This window comes from Paraburkholderia sabiae (assembly GCF_030412785.1).
Classification (GTDB): domain Bacteria; phylum Pseudomonadota; class Gammaproteobacteria; order Burkholderiales; family Burkholderiaceae; genus Paraburkholderia; species Paraburkholderia sabiae.
In genome coordinates, this window is sequence record NZ_CP125295.1 from 4,378,562 (window position 1) to 4,393,853 (window position 15,292).

Consider the following 15,292-nt stretch of genomic DNA (forward strand, 5'->3'; position numbering starts at 1 on the left):
TCCTCGCGGTTTTCCGTCGTCGCTGTCAGGCCGCAAGTGCGGGGTAGAGCGAGCGCGCCGTGTCGCCGAAGATGGCTTCGCGCGCATCGGCGGGCAGCATCGACAGACTCTCGCGCGCATCGGCGAGCAATTGCGGCAGCGTGCCTTCGGCTGCGGGAAAATTCGAGCCCCACGCGATGCGATCTGCGCCGAAGGCGTCGAGCACGCGGGGGAAGAACGCGCCCGGCGTCGACGCGCCGCGCGACGCCTCGGCGATCGTGCGATTGGTCAGCTTCAGATAGACGCCGCGATGCGATGCGAGACTGAACAGCGGTGCAGCGGCCTCGTACGGCGGACCGCCCGCCAGTTCGGGACGCGCGAGGTGATCGAGCAGCACGCGCACGTCGGGAAAGCGTGACAACATGTTCAGCAGCGCGGGAATGCCCTGCGCGGTCATCTGCAGGCAGATCGATACGTCGTGTTTCTGCGCATATTCCCAGACGGGAAATGAGCGGTCGTCGTCCAGCCACCCCGCCTGGCCGGGCATCGTGCTGCCTGTCGTGAAGAGGCGCAGGCCGCTCAGACCGGCATCGAGCCAGCGTTGCATCTGCGAGACGGCATCGTTGGCCAGTACATCGATCGAGAACACGCCCGCGAAGCGGTCGGGATGATTGCGCACGGCTTCGACGACATAACTATTATCGTTGCCATACACCGTCGATGCCTGCACGACGACGGCACGCCCAATCCCGGCTTCGTCCATCGCTGCAAGGAGCCCTTCGAAACTGACAGGGCGCTTCGCCGACCACTCCGATTGATGGCCACCAACCGGCGCGAGAGGATAACGTTGTTTATCGGGGGAAATTGCGTGTGTGTGAGTGTCGACGACGACGGACATGAACGGCTCCTGGCTGAAAACATCTTGATCGGATTGATGTCACTGTAAGCGTGGACCCGCTGAATCCCTCAATATGAAGTACACCCTCTGGCATAAATTTTCGTTAAGCTAGGGGTTTTCACAGAGGCTTTTCCGAGTCATGTCGACCGACACGGGACTGGAGCGCGACGACGATCTCGCACGTCTGCGGCGTCTGTTTCTGTTCGACGCCGTCTGCGAAACGGGCGGCATCGGCCTCGCGGCTGCGCGCGCGGGGCGCACGCAGCCTGCCGTCAGCCTCGCCATCAGCAAACTCGAAGCCAGCTTCGGCGGCGCGTTATTCGAGCGCGGCTACGGCGGCAGCGAACTGACCGCTGAGGGCGAGATCCTGCATCGTCGCGTGCGGCGCATGCTCGATCAGATCGAGCGGGCTGTCCGCGATCTGATCGGCAACGACGGGGCGCACGCGAAGAACATCGGCAATATCTGCCGTCATTTGACGGATTCGCAGGTGCGCTGCCACATTGCGATCGCCCAATGCGGCTCGGCGGCGGAGGCGGCGCAGCAACTCGGCATTTCGCAACCGGCCGTGCATCGCGCGGCGCGTCAGATCGAACAGGCGGTCGGCGCGACGCTCTACCGGCGTCGCGTGCACAGTGTGTCGGCGAACACGGCGGGCGTCGAGTTCGCACGTTGCCTGAGCCTCGCGATGTACGAGATCGCGCAGGCCCGCGAAGATCTCGCGCATGCGCGTGGACAGATGACGGGCCGGATTACGCTCGGCGTGCTGCCGATGCTCGCGCCGCGTTTCGTCGCGCGCACGATCCAGCGGCTGCGCCGGCAGTATCCGAATGCGAAGGTGACGGTCGACGAAGGTTCTCACGCCCGGCTGTTGCGGGAGCTACGATTCGGCAACATCGACGTGATCATTGGCGCGCTGAGAGTGCCTCGCCTCACAGGTTCCGAGCGGGAAACCGAGCTGTTTTCCGATCCCTATGTGATCGCAGTCAGAAAGGGGCATCGGCTGGCAGGCAAGAAGACGATCGCCGCCCGCGATCTCGCGGCGTTCGACTGGGTCGTGCCGCAACGGAACGTGCCGCGTCGTGCGGCGATCGACTCGATTCTCGCTCGGCTGCCGGGCGATCCGCCGCTCGTGGTCGAGACGAGTTCGCTCCCGATGATGATGGCCATGCTGGTGGAAAGCGACTGCATCACACTGCTGTCGCGTTCGCAGATTCTCGAAGCGTATCCTGCCAGCGAGATGGTCGCGCTGGAACTTCAGACGCCGGAAGCGGCGCGTACGGTTGGCTATACGATCAGAACAGAGTGGCTCGGCACGCCTGTCCAACAGGCGTTTCTGGAGCAGCTGTCGCTCGAAGCCGGTGTGTGGGCCGCGAATCATATCGGCGTGGATTGATGCAGTGGCAGCGGCTTGACGGGTAATCGCGCGACGCTCATTCGTGTGGCCTCATCCGCACGCGAGCAGAGATCTTCGAAGTACCCGTGCAGAAACTCGCCGAGAAAATCCGCAAACGTCCTGAGCTTGACGGAGAGCTGGTTGCGTTCGAGATGGATCGCATGGATATTGGCATCCGGCAATGTCCAGTCCGTGAGCAACGGCGCGCCGGAACTTGACGAAGGCATCCATCGAACCGATTCAATTCCGCGACACGGCCTGCGCAACGGCACACGGTTTGCGGCACATTCGCCGCAATGCCTCCACGCGCCTTCGTGACGCGTATAACCTGCAAATAAAGGTCTTGCCGATTCACGTCCCAAGGAGTCGTCGATGTCGCCCGTCGTCGCTGTGTCGATTGCGTTCGTGTTGCTCGTCGCGCTGTTCGCGGCCTTCTGGGTGTGGCAGCAGTCGAGCGAGAACGCCGGCATGATCGATCCGATATGGGCTTTCTCGCTGGGCGCGATTGCGCTGTTCTATGGAGTGACAGGCAACGGCGATCCGCTTGCCCGCGCGCTCGTCGCGATCGGCGGCGGCATCTGGGGCGCGCGCCTGGGCTGGCATTTGTGGCGGCGTAACGCGGGTAAGCCGGAAGACCCGCGTTATCACCGATTCCGCGAGCAATGGGGCGCCGACGCGGGGCGCAAGATGTTCTGGTTTCTCGAACTGCAAACGGTCATCTCGATCGTGCTGTCGCTTGCGTTCGCGGTGCCTGCGTGGCGGTCGAGCGCGCCGTCTGCCGCATGGGTCGCGATTGCGGCGCTGATCTGGTTCGCGTCGGTCGGCGGCGAGGCGATTGCAGACAGCCAGCTCAGACACTTCGTCGCCGATCCGGCGAACAGGGGAAAGGTGTGCCGCGTCGGCCTGTGGCGCTACTCGCGGCATCCAAATTATTTCTTCGAATGCCTGCACTGGGTCGCGTATATCGCGCTTTCGGCCGGCTCGCCCTGGATATGGCTGACGCTGATTCCGCCCGTACTGATGGCGTGGCTGCTGATGAAGCTATCCGGCGTGCCAATGCTCGAAGCGCATCTGGTCCATTCGCGTCCTGGCTACGCCGAGTACATGCGTGAGACCAGCGCGTTGATACCGTGGCCGCCGCGCCGCGGCTGATTTCCGCCCACTCACGCGAACGGTACATGCCATGACATTCACGGCAACCCGGCCTTCAATCGACACTCCGAAAAACGCCTGCGAAGACTGGCTGATTCATGCGTGCGAGCGCGGCTGGGTGCCGGATCGTCTGATCCGCATTGGCATGCGCCGGCTGATGCGGCAGCGTCTGATCGAAGAAGGCGCGTTCGATTACGCGCTCCGTTCGAAACGGTTCAGCACGCTCATCGACGAGTTGCGCACAAGCCCCGTCGCAATCGAGACCGACGCCGCAAACACGCAACACTACGAGTTGCCGCCGTCGTTCTTCGAGGCGCATCTGGGTCCGCACCTGAAGTATTCGTGCTGCCTGTATCCACGCGGCGACGAGACGCTCGACCAGGCAGAGCATGCGATGCTCGCGCTCTATGCAGAGCGGGCGCAGATCGAAGACGGTCAGACCATACTCGACCTCGGTTGCGGCTGGGGATCGCTCGCGTTGTGGCTGGCCGCGCGGTACCCGCTAGCGCAGATCGTGGCCCTGTCGAACTCGCGCGGCCAACGTGAATTCATCGAGGCGCGAGCGGCGTCAGCGGGCATCACGAATCTGCGCGTGATAACCGGCAACGTCGTGCAGTTCGAATTTGAGCAGGCGTTACGCACCGGCTATTTCGATCGCGTGCTGTCCGTCGAGATGTTCGAGCATATGAAGAACTATGGGTTGCTGCTCGAACGCATTGCGCGCTGGATGCGGCCCGATGGCAAGCTCTTCGTCCATCTCTTCGCGCATCGGACGATGGCCTGGCATTTTCAGACCCGCGATGCGACGGACTGGATGTCGACGTACTTTTTCACGGGCGGCACGATGCCTTCGGAAGCGTTGTTGCAGCACTTTCAGGACGACCTGCGCATCGACAGGCAATGGTGGATCGGCGGCGCGCATTATGCGCGCACGGCAGAGCACTGGCTGGCGAATCTCGATGCGGCGCGCGCACAGGTGATGCCCGAACTCGCTCTGGCTTACGGTGTGGATAATGCGGCACTGTGGTTCCAGCGCTGGCGGATGTTCTACATGAGCGTGGCCGAACTCTTCGGCTACGCAAAAGGCAACGAGTGGGGCGTAGCACACTACCTGTTCGAAAAGCGGTGATGTGATGAAAATGCCCACGTGGTATGCGCGAATTGGATGGTCACTGATTGCTGTCGCGGTGGCGGCCTTTGTGATGTCGGCATGTTCGCAGTCGCCGCCAAATCCCAATCCGCGGGCCGACGTGCCGCTGAGGCCCGCAAACGTCGATCTGCCGCGCTATATGGGGCGCTGGTATGTGATCGCGATCATTCCGTATTTCCTCGAAAGCAAATATGTGGGCAGTTATACGGACTGGTCGCTGCGCGAAGATGGCAAGATCGACGACCGTTATACCGCGCATGCGAAGACGTTCGACGCGTCGCCGTCCAATTTCCATTTCGTCGACAGCGTGGTGCCGGACAGTGGAAACGGCGAGTGGAAGGTGCGTATCGTGTGGCCCATCCACGTGACGCAACTGACGCTCTACGTCGACGACGATTATCGCTATACGCTGCTCGGCCTTCGCGACAAAAGCCTCGGCTGGATTTTCGCGCGCGACCCCGATGTCAGCGACGAAGTCTACCGTTCGCTGCTCGCGCGCTTCGACGCGTTGGGTTTCGACGCGTCGCGTTTTCGCCGTGTGCCGCAGCATCCGGAGCAGATCGGCAAGCCAGGCTTTCTGTCGCCGGGCGAGTGACGCCTGAACCGGTCACGCATTCTGAGTGTCGCTCAATCGGCGACAGTGAGAATGAATTGCCTGACGTCCGTGCGCTGTTCGGCGAAACCTGCCTCGCAATACGCAAAATAGAGCCGCCACGTGCGAACGAAAAGATCGTCGAAACCGAGCGCGCGTATCGCTTCGAGATTCGCCTCGAAACGCTCGTGCCAGCATTGCAGTGTGCGCGCATAGTCGTTTCCGAACGATAGCGACTCGACCGACTCCATGCCCGCGCGTTTCGCCGCGAGTCGAAAGTGTTCTGCGCCCGGCAGCATGCCGCCCGGAAAGATGTATTCGCGGATGAAGTCGCTGGAAGAACGGTACGCGGCGAAGTGCGAGTCGTCGATCGTAATCGACTGGACGAGCGCGCGTGCGTCTTGCTTCAACAAGTGTTTAAGCGCCGTGAAGAACGTATGCCAGTAGCGCTCTCCCACGGCCTCGAACATTTCGATCGATACCACCGCGTCATAGATGCCGCGCACGTCCCGGTAGTCGCGCAATTCGATCGAGATGAGATCGCCGAGCCCGGCTTGCGCCACACGCCCGCGCGCCCATTCGTACTGTGCGTCGGAAATCGTTACGCCATGCACGCGGATACCCAGCCGGCCCGCATGCAGTGCGAAGCCGCCCCAGCCGCAGCCGATCTCCAGCACGCGCATCCCGGCACGCAACTGCAACACGTCGACGATGCGCTGATATTTTGCGGCTTGGGCATCGTCGAGCGTACGGTTGGGATCGCCGTCGAACAGCGCGCTCGAATAGGTCATGCCAGGGTCGAGCCACAGTGCGTAGAACGGATTGCCGAGATCGTAGTGTGCGTGCACGTTGCGCTGGCTGCCACGTCGCGTGTTGGGGCGCAGCCAGTGCCGCAATCCATAGAACAGCCGCGCCGGCATGCTGCCCGCCACGGTGCGCGGCAACGCAGCCTCGTTGCGGATGCCGAGCCTCAGCAGCGCGACGATGTCGGGCGTGTCGAGCCATTGCGCGCGGTACGCTTCGGCAAAACCGATGTCGCCTGCCAGGAGGATCGCACGACACGCGCGCCAGTCGCGCAGGATCAGTTGCGCGCCGGGATGAGCATGCGGGTCGCCGAATACGCGTTGCTGGCCGCCGGGCGTCGTCAGAACGAGATGGCCGACGCGCACGCGGCCCAGCAACGCGAGAAACAGCCGGGCAAAGGCAGGCGCACTGCCCGTTGCATAGAAGGCGCGCTGAAACGTCATGGTCACGATTCCTCGTTGGTTGTTGTTGGGCGCGAGTGAGGAGAGGGCGGCTGTCTGCCGTGGAAAGGCACCTTTCTGAGCCATAGGTGCAGCGCCTGCCAATGAATGCGCGCGATAACGCCGACCGTGAGAAGCGGTTGACGTGCGAGCGCGTGCAACGCACGGGCGCGTGTGAGAGGGTGTTTGTCGAGCGAAATGGCCGTGCGAATCAGGAGCCCTTGCGCATCGTGATAGTCGATGGAGATCGAAGAAGCGTGCACACTTTCGCGGATGCGGAAAACGTAGTGACCTTCGATGCGACAAAACGGGGATACGTGCAGCGTCTTCGTGCAAACGAGGTGGGTGTTCGCGTCGATAGGACGTTCGTCCACTGCCTTGAGCAGATACGAATGGCGCTCGCCGAACGTGTTGCGCACCTCGGCGAGCAATACGCGCAGATTGCCGTCAGGGTCGTGACAGAGCCAGAAGCTGACTGGATTGAACGCGTAGCCGAATACGCGTGGAAAGGTCTGCAGCCAGATAGAGCCGCCGTCGAGGTCGACGCCTGCGTCTGCGAGCTTGCCGCGTATCCACACGAGCGGATCGGTGCCGTCGCATGCGCCGTAGTCGCGCTTCATCAGGCTCAACGGGCGAAGACGATCGACGCCCAGCCACCAGCAATCCAGCTCCGGAAGCCTCGCGAGATCGCAACGAATGCAGAACACGGGATAGACGAAACGGTGACGCACGGGGCGCAACCGTTCGTGAACGACGTGACCGGACAGCAGCCACGCTGCCTGATCGGAGGATGTCCCGTTCATCGCACGGACCATGCGGGTTCGACGCCGAAGTCGCACGCAACGCGCAGCGCAGACTTCAGCCCGTCTTCATGAAAGCCGTAGCCCGTCCAGGCGCCCGCGAACCACGTGCGCCGCGTGCCCTGTAACGAAGGGAGGTGAGTTTGAGCGGCGACGGCTGCGCTGTCGAGCAGCGGATGATCGTAGTCGAACCGCTTCAGGATCGTTTCGCGTGAAGGCGGTCGTGAAGGATTGAGCGTCACGATCACAGGCATCCTGAACGGCAACGGCTGCAGACGGTTGATCAGATAGCTGACGCAGACCGGCCTCGTGACATTGGCGCCTTGTGACACGTAGTTCCATGCGGACCATACCCGCTCGCGGCGCGGAAGCAATGCCGCATCGGTGTGCAGCCACGCGACATTGGGTTGATAGCGAATCGCGCCGAGCACACGACGTTCGTCGTGGTCGGGATCGTCGAGCAGCTGCAGCGTATCGGGTGCGTGCGTGGCGAGGACGACGGCATCGAAGCGCTCCCATCCTGATCCGCTCGCGATCAGCACGCCATCCTGCGCGCGGCGCACCGCGAAGACGGGTGCGTTCGTCCGCACGTCGTCCAGCGTGGCGACGATCTTGCGCACGTACTCGCGCGCGCCGCCTGCGACTGTTTTCCAGCGCGGGCGGCGATTGACCTGCAGCAGTGCATGGTTCAGGCAGAAGCGCAAAAAGGTCGCGGCGGGGAAGCGCAGGACGTCTGACGTCGCGCACGACCAGATCGCGGCTGCCATCGGCAACAGGTAATGTTGCCGGAAGGGCGCGCCGTAACGTCCCGCCGTCAGCAGGTCGTCCACCGAGCATCCGTTGGCGGCTGCCGCTGCGAGATGCGTTTCAGCCGACGAATTGAAACGCATGATGTCGCGCAACATCGCCAGAAAGCTGGGCGAGAGCACATTGCGGCGCTGCGCGAACACGGTGTTCAGATTGGTGCCGGCCCATTCGAGCCGTCCATGATCGAGCGAGACGGAAAACGTCATGTCGCTTTCGTGTGACGTGACGCCAAGCTCGTCGAAGAGGGCGATCAGGTTGGGATAGGTGCGATCGTTGAAGACGAGAAAGCCGGTATCGACGGGATGGATGAAGCCGTCCAGTTCGACGTCGACGGTGTTCGTGTGCCCGCCGGCATAGCCCGACGCTTCGAAAAGGGTGACGCGATGGCGGCGGGCGAGCAGATACGCACTGGCGAGTCCGGCAATACCGGCGCCGACGACAGCGACGCGGCTGCCAGGCCAAACGGGACGGGTGGCCGTCTGCACATCCATTGCGCGATCTCCCTTAGCTACGGGCCGATAGCGGACGATGAGAGCAGCGGCGCGTCATTCCCCTTGTACGCACGGCGACAGCAGACGGATGCAGCCGTGCGGCGGAGCTTCCCTGATCTGCTGCCATCGATGCGAGTCACACCGGGCGCATGGTTTCGCGCTGACATCCGGACTGTTTGCCCGTGGAAAATATAGCCGGAAGTGAGGGCGGGAAACGGGACAGAACCTGGACGGTGATTGATGCCGTAGTGAAATCGTTACGTGTTCGATCGGCAGCGAAGGTACTGGCGCAACGGTGGCATAGAGTCGGGCCAGCTGCCGCCGAAAGCCCGAGCCGTGGGGAATTCACATGGCGTCTGCCTGTCAGTGCGACACGAACTGTTTGTCGAACCGCGACATCAAGTGTTGAACTCCACAGCGCGCGTCACAGGCACATGCCCCGTCTGCTGCCGCGAGCGTCCCGAGCTCAGATAGTCCGCAATCGAATCCTGCGTAATCTCGCCGACATAATGACCTTCCGTGTCGAGCACAGGCATCCACGACGAACGGAACTGATACATCTTCGACAGCACGATTCGCAGGTTCTCATCCGGCGACACGCTTGCCTGAAACTCCGTGAGCTTGTCGCCGCACACGCCTTGCGCGCCACGCGCCGCACGTCGCGATACCAGACCGAGCGCGCGCTGTTCGCCGTCCAGCACCGTCAGATAGCGGCTGTCGTTTTCGTCCATGATCGCGAAGGCATCGGCGAGCGGCGTTTCCGCGCGCACGGTTTCGGGCTGCGTCGCGGCATCGCCGGCCTTGACCAGCAACAGGCGCTTGAGCGTACTGTCCGCGCCGACGAACTGGCCGACGAAGTCATCACGCGGATGCGCAAGCAACGTATCCGGATGATCGTATTGCACGAGCTTGCCGCGCCTGAACACCGCAACGCGATCGCCAAGCTTGATCGCCTCGTCGATATCGTGGCTCACCATAATCACGGTCTTTTTCAGCTGGCGCTGCATCGCGAAGAACTCGTTCTGGATGGTCTCGCGATTGATCGGGTCCACCGCGCCGAACGGCTCGTCCATCAGCAGGACGGGCGGGTCCGCCGCGAGCGCGCGAATCACGCCGATGCGCTGTTGCTGCCCGCCCGACAGCTCGCGCGGATAACGCTTCAGATACAGCTTCGGATCGAGCGCGACCATCGACATCAACTCGGTTGCGCGTTCGGCGCAACGCTTCTTGTCCCAGCCGAGCAGACGCGGCACGACCGTGATGTTTTCTTCGATCGTCATGTTCGGGAAAAGGCCGATCTGCTGGATCACATAGCCGATGTGACGACGCAGATCGACTTCATTGAGGCCGCTCGTATCGTTGCCATTGATCAGCACGCGTCCCGAAGTCGGCTCGATCAGACGGTTGATCATCTTGAGCGTCGTGGTCTTGCCGCAGCCGGATGGCCCGAGGAACACGCAGATTTCTCCCTCTTCGACCTTGAGGCTCACCGAGTCGACGGCGGTCACTTTCTGGCCGTCCTTCTGCGTGAAAGTCTTCGTCAATTGGTCGAGTTCGATCATGTCTTTTGCACTCCCTTCGGTGTCAATGCACGCTGCAATGCCTGCAGCAGCAGGTCGGCGACGATCGCGAGCACGCTCACGAGCACGGCGCCCACCAGCAGTTTCATCATGCTGCTCTGGCCGATCGCGCGAATGATCAGCGAGCCGAGGCCGCCCGCGCCGATCACGGCAGCAATCGTCATCACGCCGATGTTCATCACGACGGCCGTACGTACGCCGCCGAGAATCACGGGGACGGCAAGCGGCAACTCCACGAGACGCAACCGTTGCCATTGCGTCATGCCGATGCCGATGCCCGCTTCCTTGATGCCTGCCTCCACATTGCGCAGCGCGAGATACGTGTTGGGCATGATGGGCAGCAGCGAATACAGGAACACGGCGGTGATCGCCGGCACCGCGCCGATGCCTTCGCCAAAGCGCGAGAACACGGGGATCATCAGGCCGAACAGCGCAATCGACGGCAGCGTCAGAATGATGGTCGCGATGGCGAGCAACGGTCCCGCGAGCCATTCATAGCGATTCATCAGAATGCCGACCGGCACGCCGACGATGATCGCGCAGCCCACGGCAAGACCGACGAGATAGCAGTGCTGCAACGTGAGTTGCAGAAGCTCGGGCCAGTTCGCGCTCAGATAGTCGGTCAGACTCATCTTTACTTTTCCTCCTTCGTTCAGGGCAGTTTGTGCGTGCGAAGAAACTCGCTCGCGACTGCCTGCACGGACTTCCCGTCGATATCGACCTGCTTGTTCATCTCCAGCATCGTGTCGTTGTTCAGCGCGCCGGAGAGCGCGTTCAACTGTTCCGCGAGCTTCGGGTTCTGCTGTAGCACCGACGCACGCACCACAGGCGTGGCGTTGTACGGCGGGAAGAAGTGTCGATCGTCTTCGAGCGGCACGATGCCGAAACCCTTCACGCGGCCATCCGTCGTGTAGACGAGGCCGATGGTCAACTGGTTGTTATGCAGTGCCGTGTAGACGAGGCCCGGATCCATCTGCTTCGTTTCTGCGCGACTGAAATGCAGATCGTAGGTGGCTTCGAGCGGCTTCAAACCATCGGGGCGATTCGCGAATTCCGCGTCCATGCCGAACACGTGTCGCGTGCCTTTCGGGTCGCTCTTCATCTTGTCGGCGAGTTGCGAGATCGTGCGAATGCCCGATTTCTGCGCGGCTTCAGCGGGAAGTCCGAGCGCGTAGGTGTTGTTCAGCGGCGACTTGTTTAGCCACACGAGCCCTTGCTTTGCATCGAGATCCTTCACGCGCTGATACATCGCGTCAGGCGACAGCTTCTCCTTCAGCTTGTGATAGACGAGCGCCGCGGTGCCCGTGTATTCCCACGTCACATCCACTTGCCCGTTCTCCTGCGCACTGCGCAAGAGCACGCTGCCGAGGCCCGTGCGCGCATCGACTGTATAGCCGCGCGAACGCAGATACTGCGACGTAATCTCGATCAGCACGTATTGCTCGGTGAAGTTCTTGCCGCCGAGCACGAGGGGCGCGGCCATCGCGGGGAGACTCGCGAACACGCCCAGTGCACCGGCAATGAGCGCCGTTTTTAGGAAGCGAATGATCTTCATGGTGTCACCTCGCTTCCCGTCGTCCAGCGCCGGCTTGCTGCGGACACGATCGCATCGAGCAACAGCGCGAGGATCGCGGTTCCCGCCGCGCCGAGCAGCAACATCTGGTTGTTGTTCAGATAGATGCCCGGAAAAATCAGTGTGCCGAGACTGTCCGCGCCGATCAGATACGCAAGCGGCGCAGTGCCCACGTTGATCGCAAGCGCCGTACGCACGCCGCCGACGACGATCGGCATCGCGTTGGGTAACTCCACGCGCGTGAGCGACTGCATGTTCGTCATGCCGATGCCGCGTGCGGCTTCGAGCAACGATGCCGGCACGTTCTTCATGCCCTCGTAAGTGTTGCGCGTAATCGGCAACAGCGACGCGAGAAACAGCGCAATGATGGCGGGGATATCGCCGATACCGAAGATGCCGAGTGCAATCGCCAGCACGGCAAGCGAAGGCACGGTATTGCCGATGTTGAAAATCTGCATGAAGCTTTCCGCCTGCCGCGCGAGGGCAGGACGGCTGAGCACAACACCAGCGGGAATGCCGACCACGATGGCGAGCGTCATCGAAATCCCCACGAGCGAGAGATGACGGCCGGTGTAGTACACGAGATCGCCGGAGTATTGATGCCACGTGCTCGCATCGATGGCGCGTGTCAAAAGCACGGCGACGAGCACGACCGCCACCAGGCTGCCCACGAGTTGGACAGTGCGTCGGGTCATAGAACGGGTCTCCTTTTTCGAGGGCCGGGCGCGAGATGATCGCGCTGCTACGTACGCCACTGCACGACGATGTGGCGCCGAATGGGAGCTTGTTACAGCCGGTTTGAAAATGATGCGGCTACCGGCTCGATGAAAAGAAACTGCTAAAGCCGCATTTGCCGGATCGCCGCTCAGCGCGAGCTGGCGAGGGCGCACAGGAAATGGTCGGGTGCGGGATCTCCTGTTCAGAAAGTAGAAACCTGGAACCCGGCAGCAAGCGCCGTGCCTGACGCCATTCGTCGCAGCGTGAAACTCCTCCGGACCTCTCAGGAAAGCTTCCTCAATGTTTCGGGAATTTCTCCCGGGTCCACATATGCGCTTTCGTGCGACGCTTTCTCAACGGAGCATCAGTTTCGACGTAGGCCATCTCCCCGGCCAGGAACGCAGAGCATCCGCGATAAGAAACAGAACGAACGGACAGGAGACGGCATCGATGATCACCACGCTACGCAAACCGGGGCGCTTGCAGACGTTGAGGCCTCGAACCGCGTTACGCCTGTCCGTAGGCGCGGTGTTTGCCGCACTGTCGGCCACTTCATGGGCGCAGACGGACACGGCAGCCGATACAAAGGAACAGGTCACGCCCGTCGCACAAGCGGAGAGCACGCCAGGCAACGCAGCCGGCAACTCAGCCGACAGCGCCTCGCAGCAAATCGCGCAAAACGCGCCGTCGACCGAGCAGGTCGAACTGCCGAACATTGTGGTGGTCGGCACGACGCCGCTGGTGGGCATCGGCACGGCGATCGAACTGGTGCCGGCCAACGTGCAGACGATTCGCGGTCGCGATCTTCAGACGCAAAATTCGCACACACTGGTCGACTACTTTGCGAGCAACCTGCAAAGCGTCGACCTCAACGATGCGCAAGGCAACCCGTGGCAGGTCGATGTCAACTATCGGGGCTTCACGGCTTCACCCGTGCTCGGCACGCCGCAGGGATTGTCCGTGTTTCTCGATGGCGTGCGAGTGAACGAGCCCTTCGGCGACGTCGTGAACTGGGATCTCATCCCGCAGGCGGCCATCCAGACTATTCAGCTCATTCCCGGCTCCAACCCAACCTTCGGCCTGAATACACTCGGCGGCGCTATCGCCGTGACGACCAAGAACGGCCGCGAGAACCCGGGCGGCGAAGCCGAAGTCCAGCTCGGCTCGTGGGGCCGCAAGCTCGCGCAGATCCAGCAGGGCGGGGTCATCGGCAACAGCAATCTCGACTACTACTTCACCGCCAACGCAACCAACGACGACGGCTGGGCCGACCACAACTCAAGCCGACTGCGACAGGCGTTCGGCAAGCTGCGCTACATGGATTCGTCGACGACCATCTCGGTGTCGATGGGCGGCGCCGACAATACGCTCAACGGCTCGCAGACGATCCCGCGTTCGTTTCTGGGCAACTACACGCAGGCATACACGTTCCCGGACACGAACGAAAACCAGCTCGGTTATCTGACGATCAACGGCTCGCACTATTTCACGCCCGACATTCAGATCACGGGTAACGCGTACTACCGGCATTACCGGAACGTGAACACGAGCAGCAACGTCAACGACGACTTCGATCCGGATGACGATGACGAACCGCCGGCAACCAACGCGCAGTCGGTGATCGTGACCGACAGCTATGGCGCGAGTCTTCAGCTGACACTACTGCAGCGCCTGTTCGGCAAGAACAACCAGTTCACGATCGGCGCGGCGGCGGATCTCGCCAACTCGCACTTCACACAGTCGTTGCAAAACGCGTTCTTTACGGACGATCGGGCGACGGTCGGCGACGGTCCGTTTGTCCAGACGACCGACGCAAAAACGCGCAACGAAAACTACGGCATCTATTTCACCGATACTTTTTCATTCAACGACGAATGGTCGATGACACTCGCAGGCCGCTACAACTGGGCACGCACGAACATCGGCGATGAGAGCGGTATTCAGCCGTTACTGGATGGCCGCCACACTTTCTCGCGTTTCAATCCTGCTGTTGGTGTGAACTGGAATCCGACTTCGTGGTTCACCGCCTACGCCACCTATAACGAAGGCATGCGCACGCCGACGTCGATCGAACTCGCCTGCGCGGATCCTGCCGCGCCATGCTCGCTGCCGAACGATTTCCTCGCGGATCCTTCATTGAAGCCCGTTATTTCAAAGACGTTCGAAGTAGGCGCGCGAGGCCGTATAGGGAACAACACATCGTGGAGCGCAGCCGCGTATAGCACGACGCTCGACGACGACATCCAGTTCGTCAGCAGCCAGGGCGCATCGAGCACGCTGGGCTATTTCCAGAACGTAGGCAAAACGCGGCGGCAGGGTTTCGAACTGGCGGGGCGCACGCAGTGGGGGCCTGTCGGTATCAGCGCGAGCTACAGCTACGTCAATGCGACGTATCGTTCGACATGGACCGAGAACAGTGGAAGCAATTCGAGTGCTGACGCGGATGGCAACATCACCGTGCATTCGGGCGATCGCATTCCCGGTATTCCGGCAAATACAGTCAAGCTAAGGCTGGACTATGCGGCGACGGCCAAATGGAAAGTCGGCACGGATCTGACATACCGCAGCGACGTCTTCGCGCGCGGCGACGAGAACAATCAGGATGTGAACGGCACGCTTGCCGGCTACTTTCTCGTGAATCTCGACACGACCTACAACGTGACCAAGCACTTCCAAGTATTCGGTTCAATCCAGAATCTGTTTAACAAGCGCTATGCGACTTTCGCGGTGCTCGGCCAGAACTTCTTCAACGGCCCGAACCATACGTTCGATCCCGACGGCATCACGAACGAGCAGTTCCTTGGCCTGGGCGCACCGCGTGGGTTCTGGGTGGGAATGCGATACGCGTGGGATTGACAGGGGACGTTGCGCTCGCGGCTTGCGATCCGCGCCGTGAACGACGCGGCGCGGATC

The 15,292-nt window shown here is 61.8% G+C and carries 13 protein-coding genes and 1 pseudogene; 5 read left to right on the forward strand and 9 right to left on the reverse strand.

Annotated features, from left to right (window positions below; genetic code table 11):
- Positions 1–25 precede the first annotated feature (25 nt).
- Positions 26–877: an amidohydrolase family protein gene (locus QEN71_RS19655; protein WP_201650436.1), complete on the reverse strand. Its 852-nt coding sequence runs from the start codon at positions 875–877 to the stop codon at positions 26–28.
- A 139-nt stretch (positions 878–1,016) separates the two neighbouring features.
- On the opposite strand from QEN71_RS19655, the gene QEN71_RS19660 reads away from it, so the two are divergent.
- Positions 1,017–2,273 carry a LysR substrate-binding domain-containing protein gene (locus tag QEN71_RS19660; protein WP_201650435.1) on the forward strand — a complete coding sequence of 419 codons (1,257 nt, stop codon included), beginning with the start codon at positions 1,017–1,019 and terminating at the stop codon, positions 2,271–2,273.
- Between the two features lie 89 nt (positions 2,274–2,362).
- Here the strand turns inward: QEN71_RS19660 and QEN71_RS19665 are convergent.
- Positions 2,363–2,476, reverse strand: a pseudogene (locus QEN71_RS19665) (LysR family transcriptional regulator); the annotation flags it as partial.
- 169 nt (positions 2,477–2,645) lie between these two features.
- Here QEN71_RS19665 and QEN71_RS19670 point away from each other — a divergent pair.
- The 3 genes from QEN71_RS19670 to QEN71_RS19680 are packed head-to-tail and all read left to right on the forward strand — an operon-like array spanning position 2,646 to position 5,170.
- Entirely contained in the window at positions 2,646–3,425 is a 780-nt protein-coding gene (locus tag QEN71_RS19670) for a DUF1295 domain-containing protein (RefSeq protein ID WP_201650434.1), read from the forward strand.
- 31 nt (positions 3,426–3,456) lie between these two features.
- The gene (locus QEN71_RS19675) at positions 3,457–4,554 is read left to right on the forward strand and encodes an SAM-dependent methyltransferase (RefSeq protein WP_201650433.1); all 1,098 of its coding nucleotides are present in this window, start codon (positions 3,457–3,459) and stop codon (positions 4,552–4,554) included.
- Positions 4,555–4,558: 4 nt separating this feature from the next.
- Entirely contained in the window at positions 4,559–5,170 is a 612-nt protein-coding gene (locus QEN71_RS19680; protein ID WP_377791060.1) for a lipocalin family protein, read from the forward strand.
- Between the two features lie 32 nt (positions 5,171–5,202).
- On the opposite strand, the gene QEN71_RS19685 is transcribed toward QEN71_RS19680, so the two are convergent.
- The 7 genes from QEN71_RS19685 to QEN71_RS19715 form a co-directional block, all read right to left on the reverse strand.
- A complete protein-coding gene (locus tag QEN71_RS19685; RefSeq protein ID WP_201650589.1) occupies positions 5,203–6,414 on the reverse strand; it encodes an SAM-dependent methyltransferase in 1,212 nt (403 codons plus the stop codon).
- A 2-nt stretch (positions 6,415–6,416) separates the two neighbouring features.
- Positions 6,417–7,214 carry a DUF1365 domain-containing protein gene (locus QEN71_RS19690; protein ID WP_201650432.1) on the reverse strand — a complete coding sequence of 266 codons (798 nt, stop codon included), beginning with the start codon at positions 7,212–7,214 and terminating at the stop codon, positions 6,417–6,419.
- On the reverse strand, positions 7,211–8,509 hold the full coding sequence (locus tag QEN71_RS19695; RefSeq protein WP_201650431.1) for an NAD(P)/FAD-dependent oxidoreductase: 1,299 nt from the start codon (positions 8,507–8,509) through the stop codon (positions 7,211–7,213). Before QEN71_RS19695 ends, QEN71_RS19690 begins: the two co-directional genes overlap by 4 nt.
- A 398-nt stretch (positions 8,510–8,907) precedes the next feature.
- Positions 8,908–10,071: an osmoprotectant ABC transporter ATP-binding protein OsmV gene (locus QEN71_RS19700; RefSeq protein WP_201650430.1), complete on the reverse strand. Its 1,164-nt coding sequence runs from the start codon at positions 10,069–10,071 to the stop codon at positions 8,908–8,910.
- Positions 10,068–10,721, reverse strand: a complete 654-nt coding sequence (locus QEN71_RS19705; protein ID WP_201650429.1) for an ABC transporter permease — start codon at positions 10,719–10,721, stop codon at positions 10,068–10,070. Before QEN71_RS19705 ends, QEN71_RS19700 begins: the two co-directional genes overlap by 4 nt.
- A 20-nt stretch (positions 10,722–10,741) precedes the next feature.
- Positions 10,742–11,644 carry a glycine betaine ABC transporter substrate-binding protein gene (locus QEN71_RS19710; RefSeq protein ID WP_201650428.1) on the reverse strand — a complete coding sequence of 301 codons (903 nt, stop codon included), beginning with the start codon at positions 11,642–11,644 and terminating at the stop codon, positions 10,742–10,744.
- Positions 11,641–12,357 carry an ABC transporter permease gene (locus QEN71_RS19715; RefSeq protein ID WP_201650427.1) on the reverse strand — a complete coding sequence of 239 codons (717 nt, stop codon included), beginning with the start codon at positions 12,355–12,357 and terminating at the stop codon, positions 11,641–11,643. The genes QEN71_RS19710 and QEN71_RS19715 overlap by 4 nt, the downstream gene beginning before the upstream one ends.
- 472 nt (positions 12,358–12,829) lie before the next feature.
- Here QEN71_RS19715 and QEN71_RS19720 point away from each other — a divergent pair, with 472 nt between their 5' ends.
- Positions 12,830–15,235, forward strand: a complete 2,406-nt coding sequence (locus QEN71_RS19720) for a TonB-dependent receptor (protein WP_201650426.1) — start codon at positions 12,830–12,832, stop codon at positions 15,233–15,235.
- Positions 15,236–15,292 lie beyond the last annotated feature (57 nt).

Excerpts from the sequence above, each read along its gene's own strand:
- QEN71_RS19670 (WP_201650434.1), top strand. The coding sequence starts at position 2,646 with ATGTCGCCCGTCGTCGCTGTGTCGATTGCGTTCGTGTTGCTCGTCGCG.
- QEN71_RS19715 (WP_201650427.1), bottom strand. The coding sequence starts at position 12,357 with ATGACCCGACGCACTGTCCAACTCGTGGGCAGCCTGGTGGCGGTCGTG.
- QEN71_RS19705 (WP_201650429.1), bottom strand. The coding sequence starts at position 10,721 with ATGAGTCTGACCGACTATCTGAGCGCGAACTGGCCCGAGCTTCTGCAA.
- QEN71_RS19710 (WP_201650428.1), bottom strand. The coding sequence starts at position 11,644 with ATGAAGATCATTCGCTTCCTAAAAACGGCGCTCATTGCCGGTGCACTG.
- QEN71_RS19655 (WP_201650436.1), bottom strand. The coding sequence starts at position 877 with ATGTCCGTCGTCGTCGACACTCACACACACGCAATTTCCCCCGATAAA.
- QEN71_RS19700 (WP_201650430.1), bottom strand. The coding sequence starts at position 10,071 with ATGATCGAACTCGACCAATTGACGAAGACTTTCACGCAGAAGGACGGC.
- QEN71_RS19690 (WP_201650432.1), bottom strand. The coding sequence starts at position 7,214 with ATGAACGGGACATCCTCCGATCAGGCAGCGTGGCTGCTGTCCGGTCAC.
- QEN71_RS19660 (WP_201650435.1), top strand. The coding sequence starts at position 1,017 with ATGTCGACCGACACGGGACTGGAGCGCGACGACGATCTCGCACGTCTG.
- QEN71_RS19685 (WP_201650589.1), bottom strand. The coding sequence starts at position 6,414 with ATGACGTTTCAGCGCGCCTTCTATGCAACGGGCAGTGCGCCTGCCTTT.
- QEN71_RS19695 (WP_201650431.1), bottom strand. The coding sequence starts at position 8,509 with ATGGATGTGCAGACGGCCACCCGTCCCGTTTGGCCTGGCAGCCGCGTC.
- QEN71_RS19680 (WP_377791060.1), top strand. The coding sequence starts at position 4,559 with ATGAAAATGCCCACGTGGTATGCGCGAATTGGATGGTCACTGATTGCT.
- QEN71_RS19720 (WP_201650426.1), top strand. The coding sequence starts at position 12,830 with ATGATCACCACGCTACGCAAACCGGGGCGCTTGCAGACGTTGAGGCCT.
- QEN71_RS19675 (WP_201650433.1), top strand. The coding sequence starts at position 3,457 with ATGACATTCACGGCAACCCGGCCTTCAATCGACACTCCGAAAAACGCC.